The sequence below is a fragment of the Neoroseomonas alkaliterrae genome (assembly GCF_014199195.1).
GTDB lineage: Bacteria > Pseudomonadota > Alphaproteobacteria > Acetobacterales > Acetobacteraceae > Neoroseomonas > Neoroseomonas alkaliterrae.
This window is the reverse complement of the sequence record NZ_JACIJE010000015.1, coordinates 1-15569: the sequence shown is the minus strand read 5'-3', so window position 1 is coordinate 15569 and position 15569 is coordinate 1. Positions and strand designations below refer to the sequence as shown.

At 69.4% G+C, this 15569-nt stretch carries 11 protein-coding genes and 1 pseudogene; 9 read left to right on the top strand and 3 right to left on the bottom strand.

Features of this window, described 5'->3' with window-relative positions:
- Positions 1 to 122: 122 nt before the first annotated feature.
- Positions 123 to 1592 carry an alpha/beta hydrolase gene (locus tag FHS88_RS18805; RefSeq protein WP_246420319.1) on the bottom strand — a complete coding sequence of 490 codons (1470 nt, stop codon included), beginning with the start codon at positions 1590 to 1592 and terminating at the stop codon, positions 123 to 125.
- Positions 1593 to 1681: 89 nt separating this feature from the next.
- Between FHS88_RS18805 and FHS88_RS18800 the strand changes: the two genes are divergently transcribed.
- Positions 1682 to 2713, top strand: coding sequence for an AI-2E family transporter (locus tag FHS88_RS18800; protein WP_184487039.1), 1032 nt, complete (start codon positions 1682 to 1684; stop codon positions 2711 to 2713).
- A gap of 14 nt (positions 2714 to 2727) precedes the next feature.
- Here the strand turns inward: FHS88_RS18800 and FHS88_RS18795 are convergent, their stop codons facing one another.
- Positions 2728 to 4182, bottom strand: coding sequence for a GntP family permease (locus FHS88_RS18795; RefSeq protein WP_184487038.1), 1455 nt, complete (start codon positions 4180 to 4182; stop codon positions 2728 to 2730).
- 4 nt (positions 4183 to 4186) lie between these two features.
- Positions 4187 to 5230 carry a patatin-like phospholipase family protein gene (locus FHS88_RS18790; RefSeq protein ID WP_184487037.1) on the bottom strand — a complete coding sequence of 348 codons (1044 nt, stop codon included), beginning with the start codon at positions 5228 to 5230 and terminating at the stop codon, positions 4187 to 4189.
- Between the two features lie 288 nt (positions 5231 to 5518).
- Between FHS88_RS18790 and FHS88_RS18785 the strand changes: the two genes are divergently transcribed.
- The 8 genes and pseudogenes from FHS88_RS18785 (at position 5519) to FHS88_RS18750 (ending at position 15406) form a co-directional block, all read left to right on the top strand.
- Complete coding sequence (locus FHS88_RS18785) at positions 5519 to 7249, top strand: DcaP family trimeric outer membrane transporter (RefSeq protein WP_184487036.1); 1731 nt, start codon at positions 5519 to 5521, stop codon at positions 7247 to 7249.
- 83 nt (positions 7250 to 7332) lie between these two features.
- Positions 7333 to 8565, top strand: coding sequence for a patatin-like phospholipase family protein (locus FHS88_RS18780; protein WP_184487035.1), 1233 nt, complete (start codon positions 7333 to 7335; stop codon positions 8563 to 8565).
- Positions 8566 to 8801: 236 nt separating this feature from the next.
- Positions 8802 to 10184 (top strand): M20/M25/M40 family metallo-hydrolase, encoded by a 1383-nt coding sequence (locus FHS88_RS18775; protein WP_211842623.1) that lies wholly within the window; start codon positions 8802 to 8804, stop codon positions 10182 to 10184.
- 10 nt (positions 10185 to 10194) lie between these two features.
- Positions 10195 to 11727, top strand: a pseudogene (locus FHS88_RS18770) (AbgT family transporter).
- A 94-nt stretch (positions 11728 to 11821) separates the two neighbouring features.
- On the top strand, positions 11822 to 12277 hold the full coding sequence (locus FHS88_RS18765) for a hypothetical protein (protein WP_184487034.1): 456 nt from the start codon (positions 11822 to 11824) through the stop codon (positions 12275 to 12277).
- A 16-nt stretch (positions 12278 to 12293) separates the two neighbouring features.
- Positions 12294 to 12971 carry a MarC family protein gene (locus FHS88_RS18760; protein ID WP_184487033.1) on the top strand — a complete coding sequence of 226 codons (678 nt, stop codon included), beginning with the start codon at positions 12294 to 12296 and terminating at the stop codon, positions 12969 to 12971.
- Positions 12972 to 12987: 16 nt separating this feature from the next.
- Positions 12988 to 14817: an SLC13 family permease gene (locus FHS88_RS18755; protein WP_184487032.1), complete on the top strand. Its 1830-nt coding sequence runs from the start codon at positions 12988 to 12990 to the stop codon at positions 14815 to 14817.
- A gap of 82 nt (positions 14818 to 14899) precedes the next feature.
- The gene (locus FHS88_RS18750; protein ID WP_184487031.1) at positions 14900 to 15406 is read left to right on the top strand and encodes a hypothetical protein; all 507 of its coding nucleotides are present in this window, start codon (positions 14900 to 14902) and stop codon (positions 15404 to 15406) included.
- Positions 15407 to 15569 lie beyond the last annotated feature (163 nt).

Genomic DNA, 15569 nt, shown 5'->3' with positions numbered 1-15569 from the left:
CATGTCGGGAACGGTCCGCGACCGGGGCATGATGGACGCCTTCGCCGATCCTTGGCACGTCTGCACGAAGACCAACGGTTGGCGGGGCGTCCCTGCCCTGCGCCGGGTGTCCTGCGGCGCTGTCATGGCGCAGTCGGGCCCGGTAGGCCTTCCCGGATGCGCGACAGCACATAGGGAAAGAACGGGTTCGACGTCACCCGGGAGAGCGACTCGAGGCCTATGACGAGAACCCCGCGCTCGCCGCGCACCGCGATGGCCCCGAGTTGCACGCCGAAATCCTCGCCCGCTTCGGGCTCGGCGCCGTAGAGCCCGTCGGCGTGCGGGAAGGGCAGCGCGACATGCGAGAGCGAGAAGACCTCGCGCGGCCACGCGCTGTCGAGTGGCAGGATGCTGTCTTCCGATGCGCCGGCCGGCGTGCGCCTCGCCACCGCCTGCAGCGCGCCCGGCGAGGCATTGCCGACCACACTCACGGCATAGGCGCGCGGCGGGGCCGGCAGGATGCGATCCAGCGCCGACTGGGCGCCGGGAGCAAACAGCGCATCGAACCGTGCGCTGCGGTTGAGGTCGAACAGCACGATCTCGCTCCCGTTCGCGGGCAGGCGGGAATGCAGCGCGGCGAGCACGGCAGGGGTGGAGACGGTGGCATCCACGACCGACTGGAAGGTCAGGATGGGTGGCAGGGCGTCGAGCCTCCCGGCCAGGGCCAGGCGGTCCAGCCTTTGCTGGAGCGCCGCCGTCAGGCGATGCGTCTGGCGTGCCGCGTTGACCGGGAAGGAGTTGTACTTGAACGGGTTGAACTCGGGCTGGATGTCGAGCCATGCGGTCTTGGCGAAGCGCGGCAGGACGGCCGGCAGGCCGGCAAGGCCCGCGAACCGCGCGAAAGCGGTCACGCCGATCATCGGCGAGAGCACCACGATGCGTTCGGCGCGCGGCAGGCGCGGATCCTCGATCGCCTCGAGCGCGTGCATGACGGCGAGCGCTCCACCGTTGGAATAGCCGACCAGGTGCAGCGGCCCCTCGGCGACGCGCCGGCGTGCCTCCCGCACCGCGAGGCGAGTCGCGGCAATCCAGTCCTCCCATGTCGCAGCGACGAGGCCGGCGGGGACGGTGCCGTGCCCCGGCATGCGGATGGCGAGCGCGAGGAAGCCCTGGTCGCGATAGGCCTGCGCGACATGCCGCATGCTGAACGGCGCATCGGTCAGCCCGTGCAGGAGCACGGCCACACCGCGCGGCGGCCCCTCGGGCTCGAGGATGAAGGAGCGGTTCCAGTCCTGCGCGAAGCGCGGCGGGTGCATCGGGCTGCCGGCGAAGTAGCGGTTGACCGGCACCCGCTCCTCGGGGGCGAGGCGTTCGGTGACCTCGCGGCGCACGGATTCAAGGATCGCGTCCTCGGCCGCGACGTAGCGGCGCCAGTCAGCCGCCTCGAGCGCATCGCGTGGGAGTTCCTCGGGCACGAAGGTGTGCCATGGGCCGAGCGGCGGGCCGCGCTGCAGGTCGTAGATCCGCAGCGCGAGGCCGAGCACGAGGACAACCAGCCCGGTGAGGCCGGCTCGCAGGCCCCACCGCCGCACCGCGCGGATCATCGTGCCCATTCCCCGAATCGCTGTGCATGGGGCCTTGCGCGGTGAGACGCCGCACCGGAGGCTCGCAGCCTCTCCACCCCAGCACGCATCGGGACAGCATGACCCAGGACCACGGAACCCGCATCATGATCGGCCTGATCGCGGCCGTGCTCGTCGGGGCGGCGCTGCAGACGGGCCAGGCGATCTTCGGCCCCGTCGTCTTCGCGCTGTTCGTCATCGCGCTGGTTTGGCCGGTGCAGCACGCGGTGCAGGAGAGGCTGCCGCAGGGCCTCGCGCTGGTGGTGACGGTGCTCGTCACACTGGTGGTGGTCGCGGTGCTGGCGTTGTCCATCGCCTGGGCATTCGGGCGCGTGGCCGAATGGGTCGTTGCCAATGCCGCGCGGCTGCAGCGGCTCTACATGTCGAAGATCGAGTGGTTCGAACTGCGCGGCTTCGATGCGGCCAGCGCCCTTGCCGAGCAGTTCGACGTGCGTTGGCTGGTGCGAATCGCCCAGGGCGTTCTGGCGCAGATCCAGGTGATCATCAGCTTCGCGGTCGTCACCTCGGTGTTCGTGATCCTCGGCCTGCTCGAGGTGGAACAGGCGGCCGCACAGCTCGCGAGGATGAAGGAGAAGCCCGCGGCGCAGCGGGTGCTGGCGGGCCTCGCTCGCGCCGCGGCCAAGCTGCGCGCCTACATGTTGGTGCGCAGCTTCGCCTCGGTGCTGACGGGCGTGCTCGTCTATGCCTTTGCACGCTGGATGGGTCTCGACCTCGCGGTGGAATGGGGCGTGATCGCCTTCGTGCTGAACTACATCCCGTTCATCGGCCCGCTGATCGCGACGGTCTTTCCCGCGGCGGTCGGACTGTTGCAGTTCGAATCCTGGCAGGCGGTGGTGACCATCTTCGCGGTGCTGCAGGTGATCCAGTTCCTCATCGGCTCCTATCTGGAGCCGCGGCTGACGGGCAAGCAGCTGGCCGTCTCGCCCTTCATGGTGCTGGCGGCGGTGTTCCTCGGCGCCTTCCTCTGGGGCATCCCGGGCGCCTTCATCGGCGTGCCGGTGCTGATCGCGGCGCTGACGCTGTGCGAGGAGTTCGAGGGCAGCCGCTGGGTGGCGAAGCTGCTCTCGGGGCGGGCACCGGACGAAGGCTGACCGGCCGGACTCCATCAGAAGGATCCGACCAGCCCGCCGACAAGGATGACGGCGATCAGCGCGACCATCGAACCGCCGATGCCGACCACGACGATATCGCCGTAGCTCTCCCGGTGCGTGCAGCCGCAGACCGCGAGCAGCGTGATGATCGCGCCGTTGTGCGGCAGGATGTCGAGCGTGCCGGCACCGATCACCGCGATGCGATGCAGCAGGCCAGGGTCGAGCGACTTCTCGGCCGCGATCGCCATGAAGGTCGGCCCGAGTGCTTCAAGCGCGATGGTAAGGCCGCCCGAGGCGGAGCCGGTGAGGGCAGCCAGCACGTTGGTCGCGACGGCGAGGGAGACGAGCGGCCCGCCGCCGATGCCGAGCACCCAGTCGCGCACCGCGTCGAAGGCCGGCATGGCCGCGACGACCGAGCCGAAGCCTACGAGGCTCGCCACGCTGAAGATCGGCAGCACGGCGGCGTTCGCGCCGGCATCCATGGTCGCGCGCAGGGAGGGGAGGCGCCACGCGCTGAAGGCCAGCAGCGTGACGATGGCTGCGGCAAGCGCGGTGGCCACCGCCCAGACGCCGGCGACGGCCGAGAGGGTCGTGCCGCCCCAGCGCGGCTCGGCGAGGAAGCCGGCATCCACCCGAGGCAGGATCACGAAGGACATCAGGAGGTTGACGACGACCACCACGACGAGCGGCGCGGCCGCGGCGACGATGTTCGGGCGATCCGGCGCGGGGGTGCTGCGCTGGATCTCGGCCGGGTCGAAGCCATTGGCGGTCACCGCGCGCTCGCGCACCACCGGATCGCCGGCGGCGGCATCGGCGGCCGGCCCGCGGTCATCCCCGAAGCCCTCGCCGCGCGCGCGCGCGACCGCCTCCGCGCGGCCGAGCCACCACAGGCCGATGCCGAGCATGATGGCCGAGGCCATGATGCCGAGGCCCGGGGCGGCGAAGGGCGTGGTGCCGAAGAAGGGCATCGGGATCGTGTTCGGGATGGCCGGCGTGCCCGGCAGGGCCGACATGGTGAAGGTGGATGAGCCGACGATGATCGCCGCCGGCATCAGCCGGCGCGGGATGTCGGCCTGGCGGAACAGCGCCGTTGCCATCGGCGCCAGCACGAAATAGGCGACGAAGAGACTGACGCCGCCATAGGTCACGATGGCCCCCGCCAGCACGACCGCGAGGACCGCGCGCTCCGCGCCGAGCTTCTCGGTCAGGTATTCGGCGATGGCGGTGACCGAGCCGCTGTCCTCCATCAGCTTGCCGAACAGCGCGCCGAGGAGGAAGATCGGGAAGAACTGCGCGACGAAGCGCCCGGCGCTGCCCATGAAGGTCTGCGTCCAGTGCGCCAGCAGAGGTTCGCCGGCGAAGGCCGCAGCGATGAGCGCCGCCGCCGGGGCGAGCAGCAGCACCGACCAGCCGCGATAGGCGAGCCAGACGAGGAGCGCGAGGCCCGCGAGGATCCCGGCCAGTCCCATGGTGTCACCTCGGGTCCAGAAGATGCTCGATCGGCAGTGTGGAGCGGTGGCCCAGCGCCTGCCCGTTCCTGGCGAGGAACTCATCCGCCGCGCGGCGCCCCTCGTCGCGCAGCATGGTCAGGAACTCCCATTCGGCGTTTAGCTTCGAGGAGGCGCCGAGGCCGAGCAGCAGGTCGCTGCGGATCAGGTGCACGCGCATCTGCGCCCAATGCGCGTTCTTCTCGTTGCCCGGGTCGGCGACGTCGCGCAGCAGCGCGATCATCGCGAGCTCCTTCAGCAACACCGCGTTGAAGGCGACCTCGTTCAGGCGGTTGAGGATGTCGCGGGCGGATTTCGGCACGCCGGGCCGCTCCACCGGGTTGATGCCGACGATGATGGTGTCGTTGGACACGCATTCGTTGATCAGCGGCGTCATGGTCGGGTTGCCGGAATAGCCGCCGTCCCAATAGGCCTGCCCGTCTATCTCGACCGCCTGGAACATCAGCGGCAGGCAGGCCGAGGCGAGCAGCGCCGCGGGCGAGAGGTCGGCGTTGCGGAACACCCGCGGGCGCCCCGTATGCACGTTGGTGGCGGTGATGAACAGCTTGATGGGGGAAGCGGCAAGCCGCTCGAAATCCACCACCTCGTCGAGAATGCCGGCAAGCGGGTTGGGCATCCCGAAATCGAGATCGTAGGGCGAGAAGACCCGCGTCGCGAGGTCCATCGCGAGATAGGCCGGTGAATTGTCCAGCGTCCAGCGGCCCATCAGCACGTCGAGCGGGCCGCGCCGAAGCGGGCTCAGCGCCGCCGCTTCGGAGACCTTGCGCCAGAAGGTCGCGAGCGCGGCGCGCGCGCCCTCCGCCCCGCCCTGCAGGTGCCCGTGGGCGAGCACGGCGGCGTTCATCGCTCCGGCCGAGGTCCCGGAGATTCCCTCGATCTCCAGCCAATCCTCCTCGAGCAGCCGGTCGAGGACACCCCAGGTGAACGCGCCGTGGCTGCCCCCGCCTTGCAGGGCGAGATCGATCAGCAGGCGGTCGCGGCGCGGCGCTGCGGCAGGTCTGCGGGCCATGCAGTGGGCTCCCGTGGTCATGCGTCAGGATCCGGCCCCCGGGGAACCGGATGGCCGAGGCCGGGCGTCTCACATCGTGACGCCGAAGCCCTCGTGGTGTGCGGTGCACAATGGATGCACCCTAGACCGCATCGCGGCGCGAAGAAACCATGAAGACCCGGTACCCGCAGACGTCGCGCGCAGCGGCGGGACGCGGCGCACAGCACGCGCATGCGCAGCATATTGCGGCGCTTCGGAGGCCTCCCCTTACCGTTCCGGCCAAGGTAGCCGTTCGGGGGATGGAGCGGGATGCGCAACGAGATCTCGGCGGCCTCTCGCCTGCGCGGCGTGATGCTCGGCGGAACGAGCGCCCTTGCGATGCTGGCCGCGATCGGCTCCGCCGTCCTGACGGCGCCTGCCCATGCGCAGTCCGCGGCCGGCGATGCGGCGACAATCGCCGAACTGCGCCGCCAACTCGACGAGATGCGCCGGCGGCTCGAGGAGCTGGAGTCGCGTGTCGCGCCGCCGGCGCAGACGGCCCGGCGCCCGGCGGCGGCTGTCGTGCCTGCGCCGTCCCGCCGCCCGCCGCCGGCCCAGGCTCAGGCCGAGGCACAGGCGGCCGCTGCCGAGGCCCGCGCTGCCGCGGCGGAGGCGCGCGCGGCGGCTGTGGCCGCGGCCACCGGCACGCCGCAGCCGGCCGGGAGCGTCGCCGGACTGCAGCCTCCGGCCGCGATGGGCGCGCAGACGGCAGTGGAGGACGCGCTGCGCTCCGACCCGCCGGGCATCGCCTTCCGCGTGCCGGGAACGGACACGCGGGTGCGGCTCTATGGCTTCGTGAAGCTGACGGGCAGCTATGACTTCGGACCGCGCAACCAGACCGACGCGCCGGCGCCGCAGGGCATACCCCTGACCGGCAGCCTGGCCGACCGGCAGGGCGGCGATTTCTTCATGACCGCGCGCTTCAGCCGCTTCGGCTTCGACACCCGCACCCCGACCTCCTGGGGCACGCTGGAAACCCGGCTGGAAGGGGATTTCGGCGGGGGCGCGCCGACCTCGTCCAATGCCGTGTTCCGGCTGCGGCAAGCCTGGGCGGAACTGGGCGACGAGCCGTTCCGCGTACTGATAGGCCAGGCCAACAGCCTCTGGAACGAGGGTGTCTTCGAGGCGCTGATCGATGCCACCAACCTCAACCAGTCCTTCGTGCGGCAGGCGCAGGTCCGGCTGACCGGACGGCTCGCGCGGGGGCTGACCGGGCAGGTCTCCATCGAGGCGCCCGAGACCGCCTACACCTCGGCAGCCGGCGCCTTCACGCCCGGGGCGACCCTCCAGGGCGGCGCGAGCCCGGCCTTCCGTTCGGCGCCCGACCTGCTGGCGCGACTCACCTGGCGGCAGGATGGGATGGAGGTCGGCCTGCGCGGGCTTCTGCGACAACTCGAGATGCGCACGGACGGCACCGCCGCCGCCGCGCCCGTCAGCGTTTCGGAGCGAACCGTCGGCTGGGGTCTCGCGGCGCATCTGCGCCTGCCCATGCGCCTCATCTGGCAGGGACTCGGGTCCGACGAGCTGGCCGTCATGGCCTTCTACGGGGATGGCATCGGGCGCTACTTCGCGGGCCAGACCTTCGGGCTCGATGCGGTGACCAATCTCGGCCTGCCCGGCGTGATCTCGGCGGGCCTCGACGCCGTCTCCTCCTATGGCGCGACGCTCGCCTACCGCCGCCTTTGGACGGACACGCTGCGCAGCAGCTTCTCCTACGCCTATGCCCGCAACGACTTCCCCGACTACGTCTCGGGCTTCACGCCGGGCACCGCTTCGGCGACCTCGCTGAACCGGGAGATGCAGCAGGTCTTCGTCAACCTGATCTGGAGCCCCTTCGCCGAGGTCAGGAACGGGGTGTTCGGCAGCGGCTGGCTCGATCCTGGCCTCGAATACGTGTTCACGCGGCGGGACCTCGAGGGCGGTGCGCTGGCGGCCGGTCCTGGTGGCGTCGGGCACGGCATCGCGAACCGCTTCCTGTTCGCGGCGATTGCGCGGTTCTGATGGCGCGAGCCGGCGCTTGCTGGCAAGAAGGCCGGAGCGATCCTGCGCCGCGGCGGACCCGCGTTCCCAGCCATGAGGCCGACGTGACCCGAACCGAATCCCTCCGCCTCGCGCCTGCGGGACGCCGTCTGGCCCTCGCGATCATCGGCGTTCTGGGGCTTGCCGGCTGCGGCGCCATCGCGCGGCTGGACGCGCCGCCCGGTCGCGCGGCGGAGACGATCCAGCCGCTCGGCATAGAGAATGCCCGCTTCTGGTTCGATTCGCACCCCGAAGCCTTCCTTCGCGAGGCGCGGCTTGCCGAAGGCCGACAGGTTGCGGCGCTGCCGGGCGGCCGTCGCGCGCGGTTGCCAGCCTCGCACATGCTCGCGCTGTCGGGCGGCGGCGACAACGGCGCCTACGGCGCGGGGCTGCTCGTCGGCTGGACGGAATCGGGGCGACGGCCGACCTTCGATCTCGTGACCGGCATCTCGGCGGGCGCGCTGATCGCGCCCTTCGCCTTTCTGGGCCCCGCCTATGATCCGCAACTCGCCGAGGTGTTCACGGAGGTCGCGCCGCGCGACCTGGTGCTGATGCGTGGCCGCCTCCGGGCCGTGCTGTTCGGCGAGGCGCTCGCCGACACCGCGCCGCTCTACCGCATCATCGAGCGGCATGTGAACGAGGCGATGCTCTCGGCCATTGCTGCCGAATACGCTAAGGGCCGGCTGCTGATGATCGGCACGGTCAACCTCGATCTCGGCCGGCCGGTGTTCTGGAACATCGGCGCCATCGCGGCGAGCGGCCACCCCGATGCGCTGGGGCTGTTCCGCCGCATCCTCCTTGCCTCAGCAGCCATCCCCGGCGCCTTTCCGCCGGTTCTGTTCGACATCCAGCACGAGGGGCGGAACTACCAGGAGCTGCACGTGGATGGCGGCGCGTCGCTGCAGATGTTCCTCTATCCCGTGCTGCAGGACGGCAGCGCGTCGTTCCCGCGGCGCGAACGGACAGCCTGGCTCGTGCGCAACGGCAGGCTGGACGTGGAATGGGCGACGACCGACCGCGCCATCCTCTCGATCACCGGCCGCGCAGCCTCGACGCTGCTGCACTACAGCGCGATCAACGACATCGTGCGGATCCATCTTGTCTCCCAGCGCGATGGTGTCGGATTCCGGCTTGCCTATATCGGCCCGGAGTTCCGCGCGGCTCGGGCCGAGCCCTTCGACACCGCGTACATGCGGGCGCTCTTCGCCTATGGGCGGGAGCATGGACGTTCGGGCGAGCGCTGGATCTCGACGCTGCGTCCCATCGGCTCGATCGAGCCCGTGCCGCCTCCCCGCTGAGCGCGGACGGGACGCGACGCCAAGCGCGGGAACGCGCGGCGGATGCGGCCGGCGGCAGAAGCCGTCTAGTGTTCCGGCATCCGTCCGAATCGGCCGGAGCGTGGGCGGCTGCGCCGCCCTGGGGAGGAGAACGCATCATGGGCCGAACGCCCCAGGTGTTGTGTGCGGACGCCGTGAACTGACGACGGCCTGTTCCTCATCCCGCCAAGACTTGACGATCCCGCACGAGGATTTCCATGGACAAGCTCGACGCCGTGCTGGCCTGCATCGACGCCAATGCCGATGCGGCACTGGAGCGCCTGTTCGCCGTTCTGCGCATCAAGTCCATATCGACCGACCCCGCCTATGCGGCCGAGTGCAAGGCCTGCGCGGAATGGCACGCGAGGGATCTCGCCTCGATCGGCTTCGAGGCGGAGGCGCGGGCGACGCCCGGGCACCCGATCATCGTCGCGCATGATCGCAGCGTGGCCGGCCCCTCGGCGCTGTTCTACGGCCATTACGACGTGCAGCCCGTGGACCCGCTGGAACTCTGGGAGCACGATGCCTTCGAGCCGAAGCTCGACACACGCCCCGATGGCACCAAAGTGATCCGCGCGCGCGGCTCGGCCGACGACAAGGGCCAGCTCATGACCTTCGTCGAGGCCTGCCGGGCCTGGAAGGAAGTCGCGGGCGCCCTGCCCATCCCCGTGACCGTGCTTCTGGAAGGCGAGGAGGAATCGGGTGGCCGGAGCCTTCCCGGTTTTCTCGAGGCCAATGCCGCGGAGCTCAAGGCAGATGTCGGCCTCATCTGCGACACCAACATGTGGGATCCGGCCACGCCCGCCATCCAGACGATGCTGCGCGGGCTGGTGGGCGAGGAGTTCATCGTCACCGCCGCCGACCGCGATCTGCATTCGGGCTTCTACGGCTCGGCCGCGGCGAACCCGAACCACATCGTCGCGCGCATACTGGCCGATCTGCGCGATGCCGATGGCCGCGTGACGCTGCCCGGCTTCTACGACGGCGTGCCGGAACTCGACCCGGCGCTCAAGGCCCAGTGGGACGCGCTGCCCTTCGACCCCAGGGCTTTCCTTGGCGCGGTCGGCCTCTCGGTGCCGGCGGGCGAGAAGGGGCGCTCCGTGCTCGAGATGACCTGGTCGCGCCCCACCGCCGAGGTCAACGGCATGGGTGGCGGATACCAGGGCGACGGGTTCAAGACCGTGATCCCGTCCAAGGCGTCGGCAAAGGTATCCTTCCGGCTGGTCTTCGACCAGGATCCGCACAAGATCCGCGAGGCCTTCCGCGCCTTCGTGCGCGCTCGTGTGCCCTCCGACTGCAAGGTGGAGTTCCTCGAGCATGGTGGCGGCCGGGCGATACGCTTCCCGATCGACGCGCCCGCCTTCGGAAAGGCGCGCGATGCGCTCACCGCGGAATGGGGGAGGGAGGCCTTATTCATCGGCGGCGGCGGCTCCATCCCCGTGACGCACATGCTCAAGACATCGCTCGGAATGGACGTGATCCTCGCGGGCTTCGGCCTGGAGGACGACCGCATCCACAGCCCGAACGAGAAGTACGACCTGAAGTCCTTCCACAAGGGGATCCGGTCCTGGGCGCGCATCCTGCACGCCCTGTCGAAGTGAGAACCGCGCCATGAGCGAAGCCGCAGCCCCGAAGACGGCGATGCAGAATATCCTCGATGCGGTGGAGCGCGTGGGCAACCGCGTGCCGCACCCGGTGATGATCTTCGTCTACCTGATCGGCTTCGTGATCCTGCTCTCGGCGGTGCTCCAACTCATCGGCGCGCATGTGACCTACCAGGCCTATGACCCGGCCACGAGCGAGATCCGCACCATGCGGACCGAGGCGCGCAGCCTTCTCACTGTCGAAGGCATCCGGTTCATGTTCACCGGCGTCGTGCAGAACCTGATGAACTTCAACGCGGTGGGGGTCATCATCGTCGCGATGGTCGGCGTCGGCGTCGCGGAGGAATCGGGGCTCGTCAAGGCGCTGATCCGCAAGCTCGTGATCATCGCGCCGTGATGGGCGCTGACCTACATCCTGACCGTCGTCGGCATCGTCTCGTCCATCGCTGCGGATGCGGGATACCTGGTGCTGATCCCATTGGCCGCTGCGGCCTTCATATCGGTCGGGCGGCACCCGCTGGCCGGCCTTGCGGTGGGCTTCGCCTCGGTCGCCTCGGCCTTCCTGGTCAATGTGTTGATCGTGCCGACCGATGGCATCCTCACCGAGATCACCAACGACGCCATCCGGCTGGTGAACGCGAACGCCTCGATCGACCTCGCGCCGAATGTCTGGTTCTCCATCGGCTCGGTGGTGATGCTGACCGTGCTTATCGCGCTCGTGACCGAGCGCATCATCGAACCGCGCCTCGGCCCCTATACCGGCAACTACCAGGTTCCGGGCGAGACGGGGCTCTCCGAGGACGAGTATCGCGGGCTGCGCTATGCGGGCTACGGCTTCCTGGCCGTCACCGCCTTCCTGCTGGCGCTGACGCTGCCGCCCGGTGCACCGCTGCGGCACCCGGAGACGGGGGCCACCATCGGCAACTCGCCCTTCATGACCAGCCTGATCGTCACCATCGCGCTGATCTTCCTGGTCTGCGGCGCGGCCTACGGGCGCGGTGCCCGGACCACGAAGCAGACCAATGACGTGATCAACGCCATGCAGAAGGCGATCGGTTCGCTGGCCGGGCTGATCCTGGTCCTGCTGGTGATCAGCCAGTTCATCGCCTTCTTCAACTTCTCCGACATGGCGACGCTCGCTGCCGTGTCGCTCGCGCGCGTGCTGCAGGAGCTGAACTTCGATGCGCTGTGGCTTCTGGTCGGCTTCGTCGTGGTGACCTTCATCCTCGACCTGATCATCACCGGGGCGGTGGCGAAGTGGGCGATCTTCGCGCCCATCTTCGTCCCCCTCCTGATGCAGCTCGGCGTCGAGCCGGAGGCGGTGCGCGCGGCCTACCGCGTGGGCGACAGCCCGATCAACTCGATCACGCCGTTGAACGCCTATTTCGCGATGATCGTGACCTTCGCGATCAAGTACCAGAAGGACGCAGGAATCGGCACGGTCATCGCGCTGATGCTTCCCTATGTCGTGATCATGTGCGTGATCTGGACCCTGTTCCTGGCTGGGTGGCACTTGATGTGCCTGCCCTGGGGCCTCTGACGGATGGGTGCCAACGCGACGGTAGGGGGCGACGCGGCACTTGCCATGGTGCATGATCATGGCCCGCTCCCGCGCCTAGCAGCGGAGTTCCTGCGTGTTGTCCCGCCGTCTGCTTCCTGCCCTGCCGGCCCTGCTGCTCGCCGCCCCGGCGCGCGCGCAGCCGCACTCGAGGCGGGATCCGAACCCGGACGCCTCGATCGAGATCGAGCAGGTGCGGGTCGGCGTGCTGGCGGCCGGGGCCTCGGTCGGCGGAGGGCGGCTGCGCTTCCGCGGCGAGGAGCATCGCTTCACCGTCCGGGGCATCGAGTTCGGCAGCGTTGGTGTCGCTACCCTCTCGGCGCGGGGCGAAGTGTTCGGTCTGCGTCGGCTCGAGGATTTCCCCGGCCGCTACGTCGAGCAGGTCAACCCGCGCTACCGTGGGGACGGGGCGGCGGGCCCGGAGACGCGCTGGCTACGCAATTCCGCCGGCGTCGGACCGCGGCTGCGCACGGAGCGCGCCGGCGGGCAGCTGCGCTTCAACGAGGCTGGCGTCACCATCGAGCTGCGCTGAGCGGACCGAGCGCGTGATGGACGGCTTCCTCGTCGCCGTCCTCCTCTCGAGCTGGCTGTTCGGCTTCTCGACGATGCTGAGCATCATCAACCCGTTCGGCATCGCCTTCGTCTTCCATGACATGACGCGCTGGCTCACGGCACGGGAACGCTCGCGCCTTGCTCGCCAGATCGGGATCAATGCATTCATCGTCATGGTGGTGGCGATGTTCCTGGGCTCGCGCGTGCCGTCGTTCTTCGGCATTTCGCTGGAGGCGCTGCGCATCGGCGGAGGCCTCGCGGTCGCGGCCGCGGGCTGGACCATGCTCCGTGCCGAGCGCGGCACGTCCGCCGCACCGAAGGCGATGGATACAGCGCCGATCGAGCGCATGGCGTTCTTCCCGCTGACCATACCGCTGACGACGGGACCGGGCTCGATCGCTAAGGCCATCGCCCTCGGCGCCGAGCGCAGCAGCGCGGCCCAGGGCGTGTTGCTGGTCAGTGCGCTGTCGGCCGTCATGGTGGCCGCCTCCGTCGCCGCCTCCGTCTGGATCGCCTATGCCAATGCCGAGACGATCGCGCGTCGGATCGGGCCGCAGGGCACGATCATCGCGACCAAGCTCACCGCCTTCCTTCTGCTATGCATCGGCGTCCAGATCATGCTGACCGGCGTGACGGACGCGCTTCGCCCGCTGATTGCCGCCCGGGGTGGCTGAGGCAGGGAGATCAGGGATGAACGCCGACCTTCTCCTCGTTCTGGGCCTGCTGGGCGCAGCCATCGTGATGTTCGTCATCAACAGGCCCCGCATGGACGCGGTCGGTCTGTTGATGATGGCGATGCTGCCCTTCACGGGCGTTCTGACCATGAACGAGGCGATCGCCGGCTTTGCCGATCCCGCCGCGGTGCTGCTCGCGCTTTTGTTCGTTGTCGGAGAGGGTCTCGTCCGCACCGGCACTGCGCAGCGGATCGGCGACATGCTCAATGCGCGCGCCGGCGGGAACGAGACCTTGCTGCTCGTGCTGCTGATGGTGGCGTGTGCGGGGCTCGGCTCCTTCATGAGCGGCACGGCGGTCGTGGCGATCTTCATCCCGATCGCGCTGCGGATCTGCCATACCACAGGGGCGGCCCCGTCCAGCCTGATGATGCCGCTCTCCGTCGCCGCGCTGATCAGCGGCATGATGACGCTTGTCGCCACGGCTCCCAACCTGGTCGTGAGCGCCGAGCTGGTGCGCCAGGGCCATGAAGGGTTCTCCTTCTTCGCCTTCACCCCTTTCGGCTTGCCGATCCTCGTGCTCGCCATCGGGTGCATGCTGGTCGCCCGGCGCCTGCTGCCGGACCGCCGCCCTCCCGGCACCGATAGCCATCGGCCGCCCAGCCTGCGGGATTGGGTGGAAACCTATGCCCTGACCGGGCGGGCCTTCCGCGTGCGGATCCTGCCTGGTTCGCCGCTGGTAGGGCGGCGCCTCGAGCAACTCGAACTCCGGAAGGAGGGCATCAACATCCTCGCCATCGAACGCCAGGCGCGCTTCGATACCGAGATCATCCGGCCCGACGGGACGACGGAGCTTCGCGCGGGCGATCTGGTGCTGATCGATGCGCGCTCCGCACCCGAGCGTGCGCAGCAGTTGCGCGAGGAACTGCGCGTCGAGGTGCTGCCACTCGAAGGCAGCGACTACTTCTTCGATCGCAGGCAGCAGATCGGCATGGTCGAGGCGATCGTGCCTCCGGACTCGCCCTTGGTTGGCAATACGGTGCTTGATGCGCGCATCCGGGCTGAGCACCGCTTGACGGTGATCGGGCTCCGGCATGGCAGCAAGCCCGTGGCGGAAGGGCTGCTCGAGGAGAAGCTGCGCGCTGGTGACACGCTGCTCCTTACCGGCTTCTGGTCCGATATCGCCAAGCAGGAGGCCGACAGCCGCGGGCTTGTCGTGCTGAACATGCCGGCGGAGCGGGCGGATGTCCTGCCGGCGGCGGGCCGCGCGCCGGCGGCCGTCGCCATCCTTGCGCTGACGGTCGGGCTGATGATCAGCGGGTGGGTGACGAACGTCCATGCGGCGCTGATCGGCTGCCTGCTGATGGGGGTCTTTCGCTGCGTGGACCTGCCAAGCGCCTACAACGCGATTTCGTGGAAGAGCCTTGTCCTGATCGTCGGGATGCTGCCCTTCTCGCTTGCGCTGCAGCGCACGGGTGGCGTGGAGCTCGCCGCGGATGCTGTGGTTGCGCTTGCGGGATCGGCATCCCCGCGGGTGCTGCTCGGCGTGATCTTCGTGATCACCGCAATGCTCGGGCTGTTCATCTCCAACACCGCGACGGCGGTGCTCATGGCGCCGGTTGCACTCGCCATCGCGAAGGAGACCGGTGTCTCGCCCTATCCCTTCGCCATGACTGTGGCGCTCGCGGCCTCGGCGGCCTTCATGACGCCGGTATCCTCGCCGGTGAGCACGCTCGTGGTCGGGCCGGGCGACTATACCTTCGGCGATTTCGTGAAGATCGGCGTGCCCTTCACCGTGGTGGTGCTGCTGGTCACGATCCTGCTCGTGCCGGTGGTCCTGCCGCCGTGAGCGGGCGATGGCATGGCCGCGGAGCCGTGGGATGTGGTAGGCGAGCGGCCATCGGTTGCAACGAACCCAGGAGGCGAAACGCATGGCCACGAGCATTGCTGCGGAGAGGCAGCTTCTCGGCAACGACTATGACCTCGTTGCTCGCAGCCACTATCCCGCACTGTCCGAACTCGATGCGGAGGAGGTGTTGGCCCTTGCGCGCATGCTGCGCGAACAGCGCGACAAGCTTCGTGGCATGGTCCATGCGAACCGGCGAGCGCGGCGTGGCAAGGCGGAACCGCGCGCGTCGGCCGGCAATGACGCCGCGCTGGCGCGCCGAAAGCAGGCTTTCGCTGCGGCGCTGAAGCGGGTGAACCATCGCCTCGACATCCTCCAGGGGGAGGCGCGCCGCGCTTGGCATGCCGCGGCGCTCCGCGAGGCGCTTGCGCGTAAGCGTGCGGCCCAATCGAACCGGCCCGATCCGGGGGCGACCGCCTCGCTCGGCATGCAGGCCAAGCCGAGCCGCAAGCGCATGGTCAGGACCGATCCGCGCGAAATCGGCCGCGTGTCGGCCTTCGTGAAGCAGGCGCAGGCGCGGCGCGACAAGTAGGCGTGGGCGGTACACGGCCTGTTGCTTCGTGGGGCGGGCGCTGAGCGGGCCGCCCCACGTTGAGACCACATCCCTCGTTTCGTCTCCTGGTTTCTTGTTTGGTCTGGTGTTGGGGGGGCTTGACGTGTGTGAGTTGTGTTCGTAGAAGCCCGCCCACGCCGCT